Source organism: Corallococcus praedator (assembly GCF_003612125.1).
Classification (GTDB): Bacteria; Myxococcota; Myxococcia; order Myxococcales; family Myxococcaceae; genus Corallococcus; species Corallococcus praedator.
In genome coordinates this window covers 31,063-45,061 of the sequence record NZ_RAWI01000027.1, presented here as the reverse complement: position 1 = coordinate 45,061, position 13,999 = coordinate 31,063, and the positions used below count along the sequence as shown (strand labels likewise).

Sequence of the window (13,999 nt, the reverse complement as noted above, 5' to 3'; positions counted from 1 at the left end):
GGGCGGGTGCTGCGTCCGGGGGGACGGCTCGTGTTGTACGGGCCCTACTTCGTGGAGGGGACGCAGACCGCGCCGAGCAACCTCGCCTTCGACGCCTCGCTCAAGGCCCGTGACGCGGCCTGGGGCGTGCGCGAACTGGGCGCGGTCACCGCCGAGGCGCTGCGGCACGGGCTCACGCGGGAGCGCGTGGTGGAGATGCCGAGCAACAACCTCACGGTCGTGTTCGTCCGGTAGGGCTTCCCACCGGGACGGCAGCTCCCCGCCGTCCCGGCGACCTGCGCGTGGCTACATGCCGGGGCAGTGGCCGCCCTTCATCTGACGGGCCGTCTCGTTGACCTGGTCGATGAGCTCGCGCTTCTGCATCCCGTCGTCGGCGGAGTAGGTGACGGTGAGGCCGTTCGCGGTGTCCTGCACCATCGCGCGCGACGGAACCGTGGGGGCTCCGGCCGAGCCCTTGGAACCACCGCCACCGGTGCCGGTGTCATCCACACCGTCCATCTCCTCCGTCGAGCTGACGCCCAGGTCTTCCGCCTGCGCCATGTCCATCGGCGTCTCCGACTGCGCGTGCTGGGCTTGCGCGACCATCATCTTCCGGCCTCGCATCTGGAGGTCCGTCACCTGGGATGGATCCGACGTGGTGAAGATGAGCGCCACGCCGTCCGACGTTTCCTGCGTGCTGACCTGGGCGCCCGGCACCGACATGGGGCAGTTGGGGTCCTTTGACGAGGACGTCGCCTGCTTCGATTCGGACTTGTGCATCCCCTGCTTGGAACAGCCTGCGGAGAAGCACAACGCCGCGGATGCGGCGAGGGCCAGCGAAAGTCTGGACATGGGCACGGTGAGCCTCCTCTGTCGTGAGTTCTTCGTGCGCAAGGTGGGGACGCGGCTTCCACCCGCGCAAGCAGGTGTCGCCAGGGACGCGCCTGAAGGCCCCGCCCCACGGGGAGAGGCCTCCATCACGCAGCGGACAGGCGGTGGGGCTCACCACACGGCTTCGAGCTGGAGCACCACCCCGTGCTTCTCGTAGTTGCCATTCGTGGAGTCATACGTCCGGCCTTCGCGCGACGTGTGCCCCTGGCCCACGGGCGGCACGCTCACGCGCACCACCGCGGACGGGCACTGTGAGCCTGCCCGACCGCTGCGAGCGCGGCGGCGGTCGCCACTGGCTTTCACAAGGCCTCGCGGTCCGGGGGAACCACCCCTCCCCCGAATCTCTCCCGGGCCGCGAGCCTCAGCTCCGCTTCGTCATGTCGAACAGCGCGCGGGCCTGCGGGCCCAGGAAGCCGTCGAAGCCCCCCGTGCGCTGGGCGATTTCAAAGTACGCATAGGGCCACGTGCGCGTGCCACCGCCCCGGAGCTGGAGGGGCAGGGGGGACGCGTGCGTGGCCGTCTGGCGAAGCGACGTGCCGGGTGCGCCCTCGATGTCTGTCTTCATGGGCACCCCCGCCTCGCGCATGCGCCGCTGCCATGCCTCCACGTCGTCCACCGCCCCGGTGAAGTGGTTCACCTTGCGGCCGAACGCGAGCAGCCACGCGCCGTACTGCGTCTCCTTCTCAAGCTCCAGCAGCGCGGCCTCCTCCGGCGGCGACGGCGGTGAGAACCACGCCGCGAGCGACTCCACGTCCTCCGGAGGCGGTGGATCCACCGGGAGCGCGGCGAGCAGCTCGCGGGCCCGAGGCGACAGCTCCTCCGACTTCAGCTCCGAGAGGAAGACGCGCGGCAGCCCGTCCGGGTGGGCCAGATAGATGGCGGACAGGTGCGCATCCGGGAAGGTGTACGTCCCCGCCGGACGCCAGCCGAACCGCTCGAACACCCGCGAGAACAGGGCGATGCCACCCCCGGGCCGCGCGAGCGTGCGGAACGCGACGTGGTCGTTGCGGAAGCGTCCCCCCGACAGCGCCACGAAGGTGCGCGCGAAGGGGACTTCGGAGGCATAGCGCTCCCACAGCAGGTCCAGCAGCCGCGAGGCGTCGGAGGCGGAGGTCGTCATGCGCGGCAGTGTAGGCCGAAGGCGCGCCGGGTTTTGAGTGCCATCCTCCTCCCGTATTAACAAACACAGGCCCGCTTTGGGCGGAAGACTGGAACACAAGGACAAGGCTCATGACCGGGATGACGAAGGGTCTGTTGGCCCTGATGGCGGGCCTGCTGTTGGCCTGTGGCGCTGAGCTGGACGCGGCACCGCATGCGCAGGAGCTGATGGGGCAGGAGGTGGTGGCGGCCCATCTGTTTTTGAGGGTCGCCTGTCTTCCGTCGTGCTTCAGCGCAGCTCCACGGTGAGCCCACCGAAGGTCATGGCCGCCGTGTTCCCGCCGTCTCCCGAGTGCGTCATCGGCGCCTCCGCGAGCCCCACGGCCACCAGCGAGTCCCCGTCCGCGTCCACGCCCAGCAGGTGGAAGTGACGGTCCTGTCCTTCGGGGCCCGCGTGCTGCGTGCGCACCGTCTGTCCATCGGAAGAGGCCAATGTGAGCAGCGCCCCCGCGCCGCGGGAGATGCTCATGCCGCCGTACCACCGGTCCCAACCGGAGCCGCCCACCGCGAGCAGCCCCGCGTCCGTCCAGCGCAGCGCGGAGAAGTGATCCGCGCGGCCCGTGTCCACCCGGTGCTCGAAGCGCAGGGCGCCCGTGTCGAGCGACAGCACGCCCAGATAGCCGTCATACGGCGTCATCAGGGCCGGGGCTTCCGGCGTGGCCGGGTAGTACCCCACCGTGCCGTCCGCTCCTTCCGTCACCACCGTGCCGGCGAGCGCCAGCTCTCCCTCGCGCACCGCCATGTCGAAGACGACGAACTCCGCCGCGTGGGCAGGGACGAAGACGTGCGTTCCCGTGCGGGCACCCGCCGGGGTGAAGGTCGTCACGGCGAAGGGCTGGCGCTCGGTGTCCACGGTGGAGGTGACGTCGTCGCCCGTCTTGCAGTGCAGGCTCGTGAACTCGTTGAACGTGCGGCTCGCGGCCAGACAGCGGGACGTGTTCCACGTGCGGCCCACCACCAGCCGTCCATCGCCGTCCACCGCGAGCAGCGGTCGCAGCGTGGCCTCACGCCAGCGGAACTCGTCGTAGGCCCAGGCCGCCGGTTGCGTGGAGTGGCGCCCGTCGACGACGCGCGTCCACTGCTCCTGGTAGTGCCCGTCCGCCCACTGGAGCGTCATCACCCCCGACGCCAGTTGCTGCGTGTCGGCGGCGCCTTCCTCGACGGCCACCCGCGACAGGAAGGCCACGGCCACGTCCTCGCCGCGCGCCTCCGTGCGCAGCCAGCCGTGGTGAGTGCGTCCACCCACAGCGACCTCATGCGGAAGGGGGAGGGGAGCAGGGTGCCATCCAGGTCGGATGGCGGCACCGTCGCGGGCGTGGGCAGCGGCTGGCGTGACAGCACCCGCCCTTCGGCCGACAGGCGCACGAGGTCGAACGCACCGCTCGCAGCGTCGGTGCGCTCGACGCCCAGCGTGGCCTCTCCGGATGGGTGCACGGTGAAGTCGCTGAAGTGTTCCCCGGCCGCTTCATCGAGGTGCCAGAGCACCGCGCCGCCTGCGTCCCGCACCATGAGCCGGCGGCTCGCGCGACCTTCCACGTCCCGGGCCGTCTCCAGCACCAGGGTGCGTCCGGAGACCTTGCGCACCTTGAGTCCTCCGAAGTTCGCGCGTGGCTCCACGCGCGATGACGGCGTGCAGTGCTCGAATGCCCGGAGGAGTCCCTGTCCGGGCGCACCGTCACACGGGGCCGGGAGGTCCTCGGTTTCCTGGCAGGCGGAAGCCGCAAGCCCCACCAGCGCGCCCAACAGGATTCGGATTCGACGGAGGCTCGTGGCTCGCATGCTCCTCATACGGACGCATGCGTCGGGCCGGGTCGTTCCTACGGCCCCGGACATTCTTCCGCCTGGAGGCGGCGGTGGTGTTTCGCGGCCATCCGCATACAGTGAGTCACCCCCCTGCTGTTCGAAGTGAGTCGACCGAGTGCCCCCCACTCCGCCCCGCCCGAGTCCTTCCATTGCCTCCCTGGCCCCGCCGGAGGTGAACGCAGTCGTGCGCACCCTCGCGGAGAGTGTCGAACTCGCGCTGTTCATGACGGATGCGCGGCTGCGCTGCACCTATATGAACGCGGCGGCGGAAGCCCTCACGGGCCGCACGCTCGCGGAGGTCATCGCGCGCGGCCTGTCACTGTCTGACCTGGTGCGCCCACCGTCCCCGGAAGGGCGCTCCTCCAGCGAGGACAGCGCCCTCGCCCGGGCCCTGGTGAAGCAGACGCGCGAGCGGGGCGAGGACGTCTTCGTCCACAAGGACGGCCAGCTCCATCCCGTCGCCTTCACCGTGAGCCCGCTGCGGGAAGCGGACGCCGTGGTGGGCACCCTCATCGAGGTCCGCGACCTGACGGTGGAGCGGCGGGCGGCGGAGGCCCTGCGCACCAGCGAGGCGCGCTACCGCTTCCTGGCGGAGACCATCCCGGTGCAGGTGTGGACGGCGAAGCCGGACGGCCTGCTGGACTACGTGAGCTCCCGGGCCGTCATCGAGTTCGGCGTACCGCTGGACACCCTCCTCTCCGAGGGATGGCTCAACGTCCTGCACCCGGAGGACCGCCCCCTGGCCATCGAGCGCTGGACGACCGCGCTCCGCACGGGTGAAGGCTACGAGGTCGAGTTCCGCCTCAAGCTGGCCAATGGCCAGTACGCCTGGTACCTGGCGCGCGCGGTGCCCGAACGGGACGCGAACGGCCACATCCTCCAGTGGCTGGGCACCAACACGAACATCCACGAGCAGCGCGAGGCCCGCGAGCGCACCGAGGCGCTCCTGCTGGAAGTGGGCAAGCAGGCGCGGGAAACCGAAGCCACGCTGGTCCGCCTGCGCGCGGAGAAGCTCGCCGCCGAACAGCGCGCGGCGGAACTCGAAGCGAAGTCCGCCTCGCGATGAATGCCCCCTCCAAGGACTGGCATGGCATCGCGGTCGCGAAGCTGAACTCCGTGCTGGGCCCCGCCCGGGGGCCGCTCGTCCTCGAGGAGGCCCTGCGCGCCACGGGCCTCTCCCACATCTCCAGCGCGGAGGAACTGCATCGCTTCGCGCAGGCCCTCATCACCACCGGCGGCTTCGCGGGCGCCGTGGGAGGCCTGCTCAGCGTGCACGCCGTGATGCACGGCGCGAGCGGCGGCAGCGGCTCCCGGCAGGGCTCCCGCTGACGCAATCGAAGGCGCCGCGACCCTTCACGCAGGGGTGACGGGGCCGCGTCGTGAGACCCGGCCCCATCGTCTCTTCCCACTCGCTCGGGCCGGAACGTCGGGCCTTCGCGAGGTTTTGGAGGGTCTACGGCACCGACACCGCCTGGAGCGCGGCGCGGCTCTGGGCCTCATCTCCCGTGACGCTCACCACGAGGCGCTGGAGGCACCCGTCGAACGCCTGCTTCAGCCGGTCCGCCGTCACCGCCTGGAGGTGCGCGGGACGCTGGGCCACCGCTTCCACCGGGAAGCCGCGCACGCGCGCGGTGAGGAGCGCGTCCACCCACTCATTCGTGGTGATGAAGGACACCGCCTGCTGCGCGAGCAGCCGCGACCGGGCCTGCTCCAGGTCCGCGGCCGACACGTCCTTCGCGAACCCCGCCAGCGTCGAGCGCAGGGCGCCGATGCCCTCCTCCATGCGCTGTGCGTCCAGCATGCCCGCCACCAGCAGGTGCGCCGCGCCGCCCCGGGCGATGAAGGGCCTGGCCCCGAAGCCGTAGGACGCCCCCGTCCCGGCACGCGTCTCCTGGTACGCCCTCACCTCCAGCAGCTCCGCCATCAGCGCGTACTCCGCCTCCAGCTCCGGCGTCGCCGTGGGCAACCGGCAGGCCATCTGGACCTGACCCTGCGTGGCCCCGGGGCGGGCGGTGAAGAGCGTGCTCACGCGCGGGGACGCGGCGGGCAGCGCCGGCGCCGGCGGCACCCCCACGGGCTGGGGCTTGCCCCGGCTCCAGTCGCCCAGGTACTTGCGCACCAGGGGTTCGACCTCCTTCACGTCGAACTCACCCGCCACCACCACCACCGTGTTGCCGGGGCGGTAGACGTCCTCCAGCCAGGACTGCGCCTCGGACCAGGACACCTGTCCCATCTGGGCGCCGGTCGCCTCGCCGCCGTAGGGATGGACGCCGTAGAGCGCGTGCATCAGCTCCCGGTGCGCCACCACCTCCGGGCGCGTGTCCACCGCTTCGCGCCACGGCAGCACCTGCTCGCGCATGAAGCGCACGGTGTCCTCCGAGGTACGGGTGGTGGCGAGCTGCTCGGTGAGCATCGCCAGCATGTTGCCCACGTTGCCCGCCGTGCCGGCCACGTCCACGCGCACGTGGTCCATCGCGGCCTGGGAGCCACCATGCAGACCCCAGTCGCTCAGGTGGCCCTCGAAGTAGGTCTCGCGGAAGGCGCCCCAGGTGGCCAGGTCTCCCACGCCCGGCTTCTCGCCATGCGCCGTCCCGCCGCCCATCGCGGCGCCCACCCGCACCACCGGCAGGCCCGGCCGGGGCGCGAGCAGCACCTCCATGCCGTTGTCCAGCTTCAGCACCTGCACGGGGCCGGAGGTGGCCGTGAGCATGGACGGGGTGACGCGGTGGCCCGTCTCCGGGGCGGCCTCTTCCCCGGCAACCTTCGCCAGCGGCCCCACCGTCTTGGGAACGCCACTCTCTCCCGGCTTCACGAAGATGGCGTGAGCCCGGCCGCGCTGGAGCCACTCGTAGGCGAAGTCCGTCACCTTGCCGCCGCCCAGCCCCATCAACGCCATCTGCGAGCGCGTGTAGGAGCGCACGTCGAGCGTGAAGTGGGTGAGCAGCGCGCGGCGCTTCGTGCGCGCCAGCAGGCGCTCCGACTCCAGCGCCATGCTCGTCACCACCTGACGGCGCAGGGACTGGAAGTTGAACTCCTGCCCCAGCACGCCACCGGCGTTGATCTCCTGGTTCCAGGTCTTGTGCACCTGGTCCAGCACCTTCTCCGCCGTGCGCTCCGGGTGCTCGCCATGGGTCAACTGCACGCGCACGATGAGCAGCGACGCGCGGGTCCCGGACACGAGCCCGGTGCTGATCCCCGCGATGTCGCCGTCACTGCGCATGGACTCCCACAGGCCGCTGTCCAGGCTGACGCCCACGAAGTCGTGCACGGCGCTGGCCTCGTCGAAGCCGCGGGGCAGCACCCACGACAGGTACAGCTCCGGCGTCGGCACGGCGGCCTCGTACACCGGCATCTTCTTCGGGACCGGCACGGCGACGGGCGCGATGGGGTTCGCGGGCAGGCGCGTGTCCGGAGCCAGGGGGGCGCCGGTGCCCACCCACGCGGGCGGCAGGTTCTGCGCGAGGATGGACTCCACCTCCGCCAGGTCCACGTCCCCGGCGATGACCAGGGTGACGTTCTCCGGGCGGTAGTGCGTGCGCGCGAAGCGCTGCGCGTCCGCCAGGGTGAGGGCGCTCAGCGACTCATGCGAGCCCACCACCGGCCGCGAGTACGGGTCCCCCGCGGGGTAGGACGCCGCGTGCAGCCAGCTGAACACCTGGCCCACGTAGCCCGTCTCGTTGCGCTGGCGAAGCTCGTTGCGCACCACCTCGCGCTCCACCGCGAACACCTCCGGGCTGATGCCGGCGATGGGCGCCGAAAGCCGCTGCCCCTCCAGCTTCACCAGCGTGGCCAGCGCCTCCTTGGGGGCCAGCGTTTCGTAGGCGGTGAAGTCCAGGCTGGTGGAGGCATTGGAGTGGCCCGCGCCAGCGGCCTCCAGCCGCGCCATCGCCGAAGGGGTCCCGGCTGGGTGCGAGCGGAAGGCCAGGTGCTCCACCAGGTGCGCCAGTCCCTCCCGGCCGCCTGGATCGCTGGAGCCGCCCGCGCCCACCACCGCGACCACCGCCACCACGGGCGAGCGCGCGTCGTGCTCCACCACCACGCGCAACCCCGACGCCATGCGGAAGTCCCGCAGGGGGAAGGACACGTCGCGCATGACGACCTGCCCACGGGCCGGAAGCGTGGCGCACCCGCCCAGCGTCAGGGACAGGGAGGCAAGGACACCCGCGGCAAGACGCGACCAGCGGATGGAACGAAACGGGGACATACGGCTCCAGGCGGCATGCCGGAGGGAGCCCACGAAGGGCGCACGGCCCCGCGCCTCCCCCAGGCGGATTGAAAGGTGGTGTCGGGACGGCCGGGGAGACACAAAGCCTGACGGGAACAGGCAGGCGGGGCCGGTAACGGCAGACAGCGCCGGGACTCATAGCACCCCGACTTCCCCTCCGTCACCTCACCCCCCGTACCAGGAGGGATGACAGGAATTGCCTGGAGCCCCCAGTTCCAGGGGTGCTGGCGGAAGTCCGCGACCCTCCGTCTAGGATGGGGGCATGACCCAATCGTCGCGCCCCGTCCTTCCACTGTTTGCCTGTGCCCTGCTGCTCTCCGCCTGCGACCCCCAGCCAGAAGGTGAATGCAAGGGCACCCATCTGGGCCAGAGCGTGAACTGGCCCATCTCCAGCAACGCTGTCCTGACGCGCATCGACTTCCTGGAGGACGGGACGCCGAGCACGTTGATCGACCTGAGCTACACGCCGGACCGCGTCGAGGGCCTCCAGGAGTTCGGGGTGGACATCCAACTGGTGCGCGGCGCCTCGGTCGAGGAGGGCGAGGCGAAGACCGTGAAGCTGTTTGCGAAGGAGGACCGGCTGGAGCCCGAGGACCGGTCGCTGGTGGCCCGGTGGGGGGGCAACATGGGGGGCACGCTGATGGGCTATCTCGCCGTGCCCGGGGTTCCGGTGGAGGGCTCGGTGACGCTGGACCGGGTGGCGCTGGACCACGCGGAAGGCCACTTCGTCTATCGCTACGCGGACGGGGGCGAGCTGACCTGTACCTTCGATGTCCCGGAGCTGGTGCTGGTCGGCGGGGGCGACGGCGACGGGGACTACGACGACGACTGACCCGTGCCGGAGGGGACTGCTAGCATCCGGGCATGGGCGTCCATGACTACCGGTGCAGTGTCTGCGGCCCCCCCACGTCGTACACGTGCGGGGAGAAGACGGGCGAGGAGTGCGAGGAGGAGGGGATGGGCGACGACCAGGCCATCCTGGACCTGTTCTTCTTCGCCGAAGAGGACGCCCCCGAGGACACCGGCGACTTCGAGCAGGCCCGGGGCCGCGCCCGGCGCACCGAGACGCGGCCGTATGGCTATGACTGGGGAGACTGGGAGTTCGTCCCCAGCCTCAACTACCGCGAGCTGCTCATGGGCTCCGGCGACGAGACCGGCGTCTGGTGCATCGAGCCCTATGAAGAGGGCGTGAGCGACGGCAGCCCTGTCTCCCTGGAGATTCCGCCGGGCGAGCGCGTCTGGGCGGTCAACTACTGCCCCACCTGTCATCCGGTGTTCGCGGAAGGCAAGCGCTCCGGCGACGAGCCCTGTCTGGAATACCTGCGGGCCATCGCGGAGAACCTGGGCCTGGACTTCGAGGGCGTGCGCACGAGCGCGGACAAGCCGGCCTTCATCGAGGCCGTCCGCGCGAAGGTCGCCCAGCGGCGTCCCCTGGCTAGAGGCTGACGGGGTAGGGGTCGTTGGTGGAGGGCGCGTCCGTGTACGTCCCGTTCGCGACCCAGACGGTGACCTCCGCCAGGTGGTGTGATTCCACGTGCAGCACGTCGCGGAAGGCCAGCTCCAGGTCGGGCGGTCCCAGCTCCGAGGCCAGGTCGACGAGCAGCGCCCAGCCCGCGTTGTTGATGAGCTCCGACACGAGCGTCGCGCGCAGGGCGTCCATCAGCGTGGCCCCCGGGGCGTCGACGGCCTGGATGAGCCCCCGGGACTGCGCGCTCGCGACGTCCCCGGAGGGCGTCCGCAGCGAGGGATGGGCCCCGAAGCGCAGCAGGCCCTCGCGCACCATGCCCAGGTGCTCCAGCTCCTGGTTGTGCAGCTCCAGGAGCCGCTCGGGCGTGGGGCCCCCGGCGAAGGTGCCCAGGGTGTGGGTCTTGAGGAGGAGGCTCGCGTAGAGCCGGGAGCTGGTCCGCTCGAAGGCGAGGCGCTCACACAGCTTGTCGATGAAGAGCGCGGGCGCGGTCCCCTTCAAGGCCTGGAGGGCGTGGCCCACCTTCTCCCGGAATGCGCGCGGGGGCGGCAGCACGTCCGGGTCCCCGGCCAGCCGCGAGAGGTGGATCCGCAGGGCCTGCACGGCGCTCTTCGCCGGAGGCAGGACCGTGTCTCGCACGGCCCCGTGGGCCAGGTGCTCCAGCTCCTGCGCATCGAGCAGCATGGCCGTGCGCATCAAACCCTGCCTCACGTCTTCATCCGACGACATGTCAGCCCTCCTCCCGGGCACTCCTCCCTGCGCGGTGGCCTGCATCCGGGGACGGGAAGAGGGCTCAAGCTGTGGACGGGCGGGCAGGGTGTCCATGGGACCCTGGGACGGCTGGCACGGCGGGCCTGGGCCATGACTGTCATTGCGAGGACGGACAGGCCGTCCCCGAGGGCCGAGGCTTCGCGTCAGGGCGTGGTGGCCAGCGACTCCCGCAGCCGCGCGATGTCGCGGGAAGGTGGGGCCCCGAACAGCCGGCTGTATTCGCGACTGAACTGGGACGGGCTCTCATAGCCCACGGAGTGTCCGGCCATCGCCGCGTCCATGGCCTGCGCCAGCATCAGCCGGCGGGCCTCCTGGAGCCGCAGCTGCTTCTGGTATTGCAGCGGGCTCATCGCCGTGACGGATTTGAAGTGGTGGTGCAGCGCGGACGGGCTCATGTGGACGGTGCGCGCCAGCCGCTCGATGCGCAGGGGCGCGGTGTAGTGCGCCTTGAGCCAGTGGATGGCGCGGGTGACGGACTCCAGGCGGCTGTCGGCCAGGGCAATCCTCCGCAGCCGTTCGGAGTTCTCACCCGATAGCAGGCGGTAGAGGATTTCACGGATGACGAGCGGCGCCAGCACGGGGATGTCTCGCGGCGTGTCCAGCAGTCGCACGAGCCGCGCCGTCGCGTCCAGCAGCGGCGCGCCCACCGGGCCCAGCGCCAGTCCCCGGACCATCCCCCGGGACGCGGGTGTCTCCAGTTGCGCCTCCATCATCAGGTCGCCCAGCTGGCCGGGTTCCAGGTCCAGCCGGAAGCAGAGGTACGGTGTGGCGGAGGAGGCCTCGACCACCTGTCCCGTGACGGGCAGGTCCACCGACGCGACCAGGCACTGGTCCGGGCCATAGACATACGATTCGTCCGCCAGCAGCACCTGCTTGCGGCCCTGCGCCACGATGCAGAGCGCCGGCGCATGCAGCGCGTGCAGGGGCGTGGTGGGCTCCGAGGCGCGGATGAGGACCAGCCGGGGAATGGCCGTCGCGTGGATGCCGTCCGTGGGCGCGTGGCGCTTCAGCAGCGTCGCGAGCGCGGACAGGTGCGGGTTCAGGGCAGGGGCGGGACGGGCGGTCGTCATGCGATGCCTGTCTTAATCCCGAACGAAGCGGGGCGCCCGTGCAGGAATGGGCAAGAGTCCGGGAGCATCCGGATACCGCCTCCCGGGCCCGTCTTGAGAGGGTGTGCATGTTCCCGGCGGACTTCACGCGCCGGCCAATCACGAGAGGACAGGCACATGACGACGAACATCCAGGGCAAGGTGGTGGCCATCACCGGAGCGAGCAGCGGCATTGGCGAGGCGGCGGCCCGCCTGCTCGCCCAGCAGGGCGCGAAGGTGGTGCTGGGGGCGCGGCGCGTGGACCGGCTGGAGGCGCTGGCCTCCGAGCTGAAGGCGAAGGGCGGCGAGGCGCGGGTGCGCGCGCTGGACGTGACGAAGCGCGAGGACGTGCAGGGCTTCGTGGACTTCACGCTGAAGGAGTTCGGGCGGCTGGACGTGCTCATCAACAACGCGGGCGTGATGCCGCTGTCGCTCCTGGAGATGCTGAAGGTGGAGGAGTGGGACCGGATGATCGACGTGAACATCCGGGGCGTGCTGCATGGCATCGCGGCGGGCCTGCCGGTGATGAAGCGCCAGAAGGCGGGCCAGTTCATCAACGTGTCGTCCATCGGGGGGCACACGGTGAGCCCGACGGCGGCCGTCTACTGCGCCACGAAGTTCGCGGTGCTGGCGATTTCGGAGGGCCTGCGCCAGGAGGTGGGCGCGGACATCCGCGTGACGGTGATCTCCCCGGGCGTCACGACGTCGGAGCTGGCGGAGAGCATCTCCGACCCGAACGCCCGCGAGGTGATGCGTGAGTTCAGGAAGGGCGCGATTCCGGCGGAGGCCGTGGCCCGGTCCATCGCCTACGCCATCGCCCAGCCCGCGGACGTGGATGTGAGTGAGATCATCATCCGCCCCACGTCGAGCCCGTACTGAAAGTCAAACGGAGCGGGGGATGGGCAGACAGTCAGGCTTCGGATAGGGTGCGCGTCCTCCGAGGGGGAGGCCCTTTTCATGCCTGTGACGAAGCACCTGCTGTCTGCCTTTTTTCTCTGTGCCTGTCTGTTCAGCCTGGGCGCCTGTGATTCGGCCCCCGACCCTCGCCCTGACGCGGGGGCTGTCGTGGACGCGGGCCTTGACGCCGGAACCGTCGCGGAACCGGAGCCCACCTGCGATGGCTTCTCCTGTTCCGAGGGGACGTGCTCCATCCAGGACGGGCTGCCGGTGTGTCGGTGCGAGGACGGTAGCGCCCCGCCGTGCCCGGCACCTGAAATCCCGGACGGCTACACGCTGGTGACGCCCTCGGAGACGGAGGTCCATTCCGTCCCCTGGGGGAGCATGGAGGTTCCGCTCCGGTTCGCCTTCGTCGCCCAGGCCGGGCGGCACTATGACTTCATCGTGGAGGTCGAGACGGAGGGCTATGTCCTGAATCTGCGGGACGCGGCGGGTGTGTCGCTCGATTACGGTGTCATGAGGGACGGGGTGCCGAGCTGGATGCCCTACACCTGGCATTGGTCGGGCTTCGCGGCGAACGCCGTCTACACGCTGGAGATCTCCGCGTTCTACGAGGACGCCCGCCGGCCCTTCGCCTTCCGCTTCGTGGACACGGGGCCGGATGACCAGGCGGACCTGTTCGCCTTCGCGGCCCCCTGGGTGCCCTCGGCGCAGCCCCTGACGGGCATCAATGAGCACTACTACGAGCGGGACCTGCTCTCGTTCCAGACCGTGGCGGACCGGGTCTATGCCCTCACCTGTACCTTCCCGACGCCGTACTGGGAGATGGCCTTCGTCAACCGGAGGGACCAGGAGTATGCGATCGCCGCGTACGACATCTTCTTCGAGGAGATCCGGGAGGGCAGCATCGCCTTCAAGTCACCGGGCGGGCTGTTCTATGCCTCCATCAATGACATCACGTACCCCGCGACGCTGGCTCCCTACAGTTGTCTGCTGAATGACCTGGGGGCCGAGGACCACGGAGACACGATGGAGACCGCGACCGCGCTTCCGGCCGGCACGGCGTCCGTCCAGGGGAAGATGGAGACCTTCATGGACCGGGACGTCTTCTCCCTGCGCGTCGTGCCCCAGCACCACTACCGGGCGTCGTGCACCGAAGACGGCCTGATGTCCTGCGAGATCCTGGATGCCGTCCCGGGTGGAGCCTTCACCCGTTCGACCTCCGAGCGCACGACCACGACCTTCAAGGCCTCCCAGTCCACGCACTACGTGAGCATCAACCTCAACGCGTTCCTGGTGCCGCGGTGGGTGCAGCAGAACTACGCCCTCCAGTTCGAGGACCTGGGCGAGGACGACCACGGAGACACCCTGGCCACGGCGACGCCGCTCACGGGGCCGGTGCAGGCCATCACGGGCCACATCCCCGACGCCTACGACCACGACTTCTTCTCCTTCCAGGCGATCGCGGGGCGGCGCTACCGGTTCGGCTGCGACTGGAAGGAGACGCCGGGGCAGGTGCAGCTCTACGCGGTCGTGCGTGACGCCCAGGACAACCGGCTGGAGGTGCCCCGCGAGCACGTGGACTCGCGGTGGACCCAGACCTACACGCAGCTCCAGACCGGAACCTACTCCGTCGACCTGATGGCGGAGTCCAAAGCGGTCCTGGGCGACTACGCCTGCCAGTTCGAGGACCTGGGCCCCTGAGGCCATCCCATCGCGGTC

General features: G+C 70.5%; 13 protein-coding genes. 7 read left to right on the top strand and 6 right to left on the bottom strand.

From position 1 onward, the window contains the following. The coding region (locus D7Y13_RS05850; protein WP_120630641.1) for a DUF938 domain-containing protein at window positions 1-234 on the top strand (234 nt) is incomplete at its 5' end. 51 nt (window positions 235-285) lie between these two features. Here the strand turns inward: D7Y13_RS05850 and D7Y13_RS05845 are convergent. The 3 genes from D7Y13_RS05845 to D7Y13_RS05835 form a co-directional block, all read right to left on the bottom strand. Continuing rightward, a complete protein-coding gene (locus D7Y13_RS05845; RefSeq protein ID WP_120532458.1) occupies window positions 286-831 on the bottom strand; it encodes a hypothetical protein in 546 nt (181 codons plus the stop codon). 400 nt (window positions 832-1,231) lie between these two features. Next, window positions 1,232-1,990, bottom strand: a complete 759-nt coding sequence (locus D7Y13_RS05840; RefSeq protein ID WP_120582666.1) for a DUF1338 domain-containing protein — start codon at window positions 1,988-1,990, stop codon at window positions 1,232-1,234. 267 nt (window positions 1,991-2,257) lie between these two features. Further along, entirely contained in the window at window positions 2,258-3,274 is a 1,017-nt protein-coding gene (locus D7Y13_RS05835) for a hypothetical protein (RefSeq protein WP_147444215.1), read from the bottom strand. Window positions 3,275-4,015: 741 nt separating this feature from the next. Here D7Y13_RS05835 and D7Y13_RS05825 point away from each other — a divergent pair. Both D7Y13_RS05825 and D7Y13_RS05820 read left to right on the top strand, forming a co-directional pair. Then, window positions 4,016-4,897, top strand: a complete 882-nt coding sequence (locus D7Y13_RS05825) for a PAS domain-containing protein (protein ID WP_120532461.1) — start codon at window positions 4,016-4,018, stop codon at window positions 4,895-4,897. Beyond that, window positions 4,894-5,160: a hypothetical protein gene (locus D7Y13_RS05820; RefSeq protein ID WP_120582663.1), complete on the top strand. Its 267-nt coding sequence runs from the start codon at window positions 4,894-4,896 to the stop codon at window positions 5,158-5,160. The genes D7Y13_RS05825 and D7Y13_RS05820 overlap by 4 nt, the downstream gene beginning before the upstream one ends. A 124-nt stretch (window positions 5,161-5,284) precedes the next feature. Here the strand turns inward: D7Y13_RS05820 and D7Y13_RS05815 are convergent, their stop codons facing one another. Beyond that, entirely contained in the window at window positions 5,285-8,035 is a 2,751-nt protein-coding gene (locus tag D7Y13_RS05815; RefSeq protein WP_120582662.1) for a M16 family metallopeptidase, read from the bottom strand. Window positions 8,036-8,318: 283 nt separating this feature from the next. On the opposite strand from D7Y13_RS05815, the gene D7Y13_RS05810 reads away from it, so the two are divergent. Both D7Y13_RS05810 and D7Y13_RS05805 read left to right on the top strand, forming a co-directional pair. Beyond that, the gene (locus D7Y13_RS05810; RefSeq protein ID WP_120532464.1) at window positions 8,319-8,888 is read left to right on the top strand and encodes a hypothetical protein; all 570 of its coding nucleotides are present in this window, start codon (window positions 8,319-8,321) and stop codon (window positions 8,886-8,888) included. Window positions 8,889-8,920: 32 nt separating this feature from the next. Beyond that, complete coding sequence (locus D7Y13_RS05805; RefSeq protein WP_120582661.1) at window positions 8,921-9,502, top strand: hypothetical protein; 582 nt, start codon at window positions 8,921-8,923, stop codon at window positions 9,500-9,502. On the opposite strand, the gene D7Y13_RS05800 is transcribed toward D7Y13_RS05805, so the two are convergent. Together D7Y13_RS05800 and D7Y13_RS05795 are read right to left on the bottom strand one after the other, a co-directional pair. Then, entirely contained in the window at window positions 9,492-10,250 is a 759-nt protein-coding gene (locus tag D7Y13_RS05800) for a ferritin-like domain-containing protein (RefSeq protein WP_120582660.1), read from the bottom strand. The genes D7Y13_RS05805 and D7Y13_RS05800 overlap by 11 nt on opposite strands. Window positions 10,251-10,435: 185 nt before the next feature. After that, a complete protein-coding gene (locus D7Y13_RS05795; RefSeq protein WP_120582659.1) occupies window positions 10,436-11,362 on the bottom strand; it encodes an AraC family transcriptional regulator in 927 nt (308 codons plus the stop codon). A gap of 156 nt (window positions 11,363-11,518) precedes the next feature. Here D7Y13_RS05795 and D7Y13_RS05790 point away from each other — a divergent pair, with 156 nt between their 5' ends. Both D7Y13_RS05790 and D7Y13_RS05785 read left to right on the top strand, forming a co-directional pair. Further along, window positions 11,519-12,259 carry an SDR family oxidoreductase gene (locus D7Y13_RS05790; protein WP_120582658.1) on the top strand — a complete coding sequence of 247 codons (741 nt, stop codon included), beginning with the start codon at window positions 11,519-11,521 and terminating at the stop codon, window positions 12,257-12,259. A 78-nt stretch (window positions 12,260-12,337) separates the two neighbouring features. Then, window positions 12,338-13,981, top strand: a complete 1,644-nt coding sequence (locus D7Y13_RS05785; RefSeq protein WP_147444214.1) for a hypothetical protein — start codon at window positions 12,338-12,340, stop codon at window positions 13,979-13,981. The last annotated feature ends 18 nt before the right edge of the window (window positions 13,982-13,999 follow it).

What these genes read in the sequence shown, in the direction of transcription:
- D7Y13_RS05795 (WP_120582659.1), bottom strand. Translation starts at nt 11,362, where the DNA reads ATGACGACCGCCCGTCCCGCCCCTGCCCTGAACCCGCACCTGTCCGCG.
- D7Y13_RS05845 (WP_120532458.1), bottom strand. Translation starts at nt 831, where the DNA reads ATGTCCAGACTTTCGCTGGCCCTCGCCGCATCCGCGGCGTTGTGCTTC.
- D7Y13_RS05815 (WP_120582662.1), bottom strand. Translation starts at nt 8,035, where the DNA reads ATGTCCCCGTTTCGTTCCATCCGCTGGTCGCGTCTTGCCGCGGGTGTC.
- D7Y13_RS05820 (WP_120582663.1), top strand. Translation starts at nt 4,894, where the DNA reads ATGAATGCCCCCTCCAAGGACTGGCATGGCATCGCGGTCGCGAAGCTG.
- D7Y13_RS05790 (WP_120582658.1), top strand. Translation starts at nt 11,519, where the DNA reads ATGACGACGAACATCCAGGGCAAGGTGGTGGCCATCACCGGAGCGAGC.
- D7Y13_RS05785 (WP_147444214.1), top strand. Translation starts at nt 12,338, where the DNA reads ATGCCTGTGACGAAGCACCTGCTGTCTGCCTTTTTTCTCTGTGCCTGT.
- D7Y13_RS05810 (WP_120532464.1), top strand. Translation starts at nt 8,319, where the DNA reads ATGACCCAATCGTCGCGCCCCGTCCTTCCACTGTTTGCCTGTGCCCTG.
- D7Y13_RS05800 (WP_120582660.1), bottom strand. Translation starts at nt 10,250, where the DNA reads ATGTCGTCGGATGAAGACGTGAGGCAGGGTTTGATGCGCACGGCCATG.
- D7Y13_RS05805 (WP_120582661.1), top strand. Translation starts at nt 8,921, where the DNA reads ATGGGCGTCCATGACTACCGGTGCAGTGTCTGCGGCCCCCCCACGTCG.
- D7Y13_RS05840 (WP_120582666.1), bottom strand. Translation starts at nt 1,990, where the DNA reads ATGACGACCTCCGCCTCCGACGCCTCGCGGCTGCTGGACCTGCTGTGG.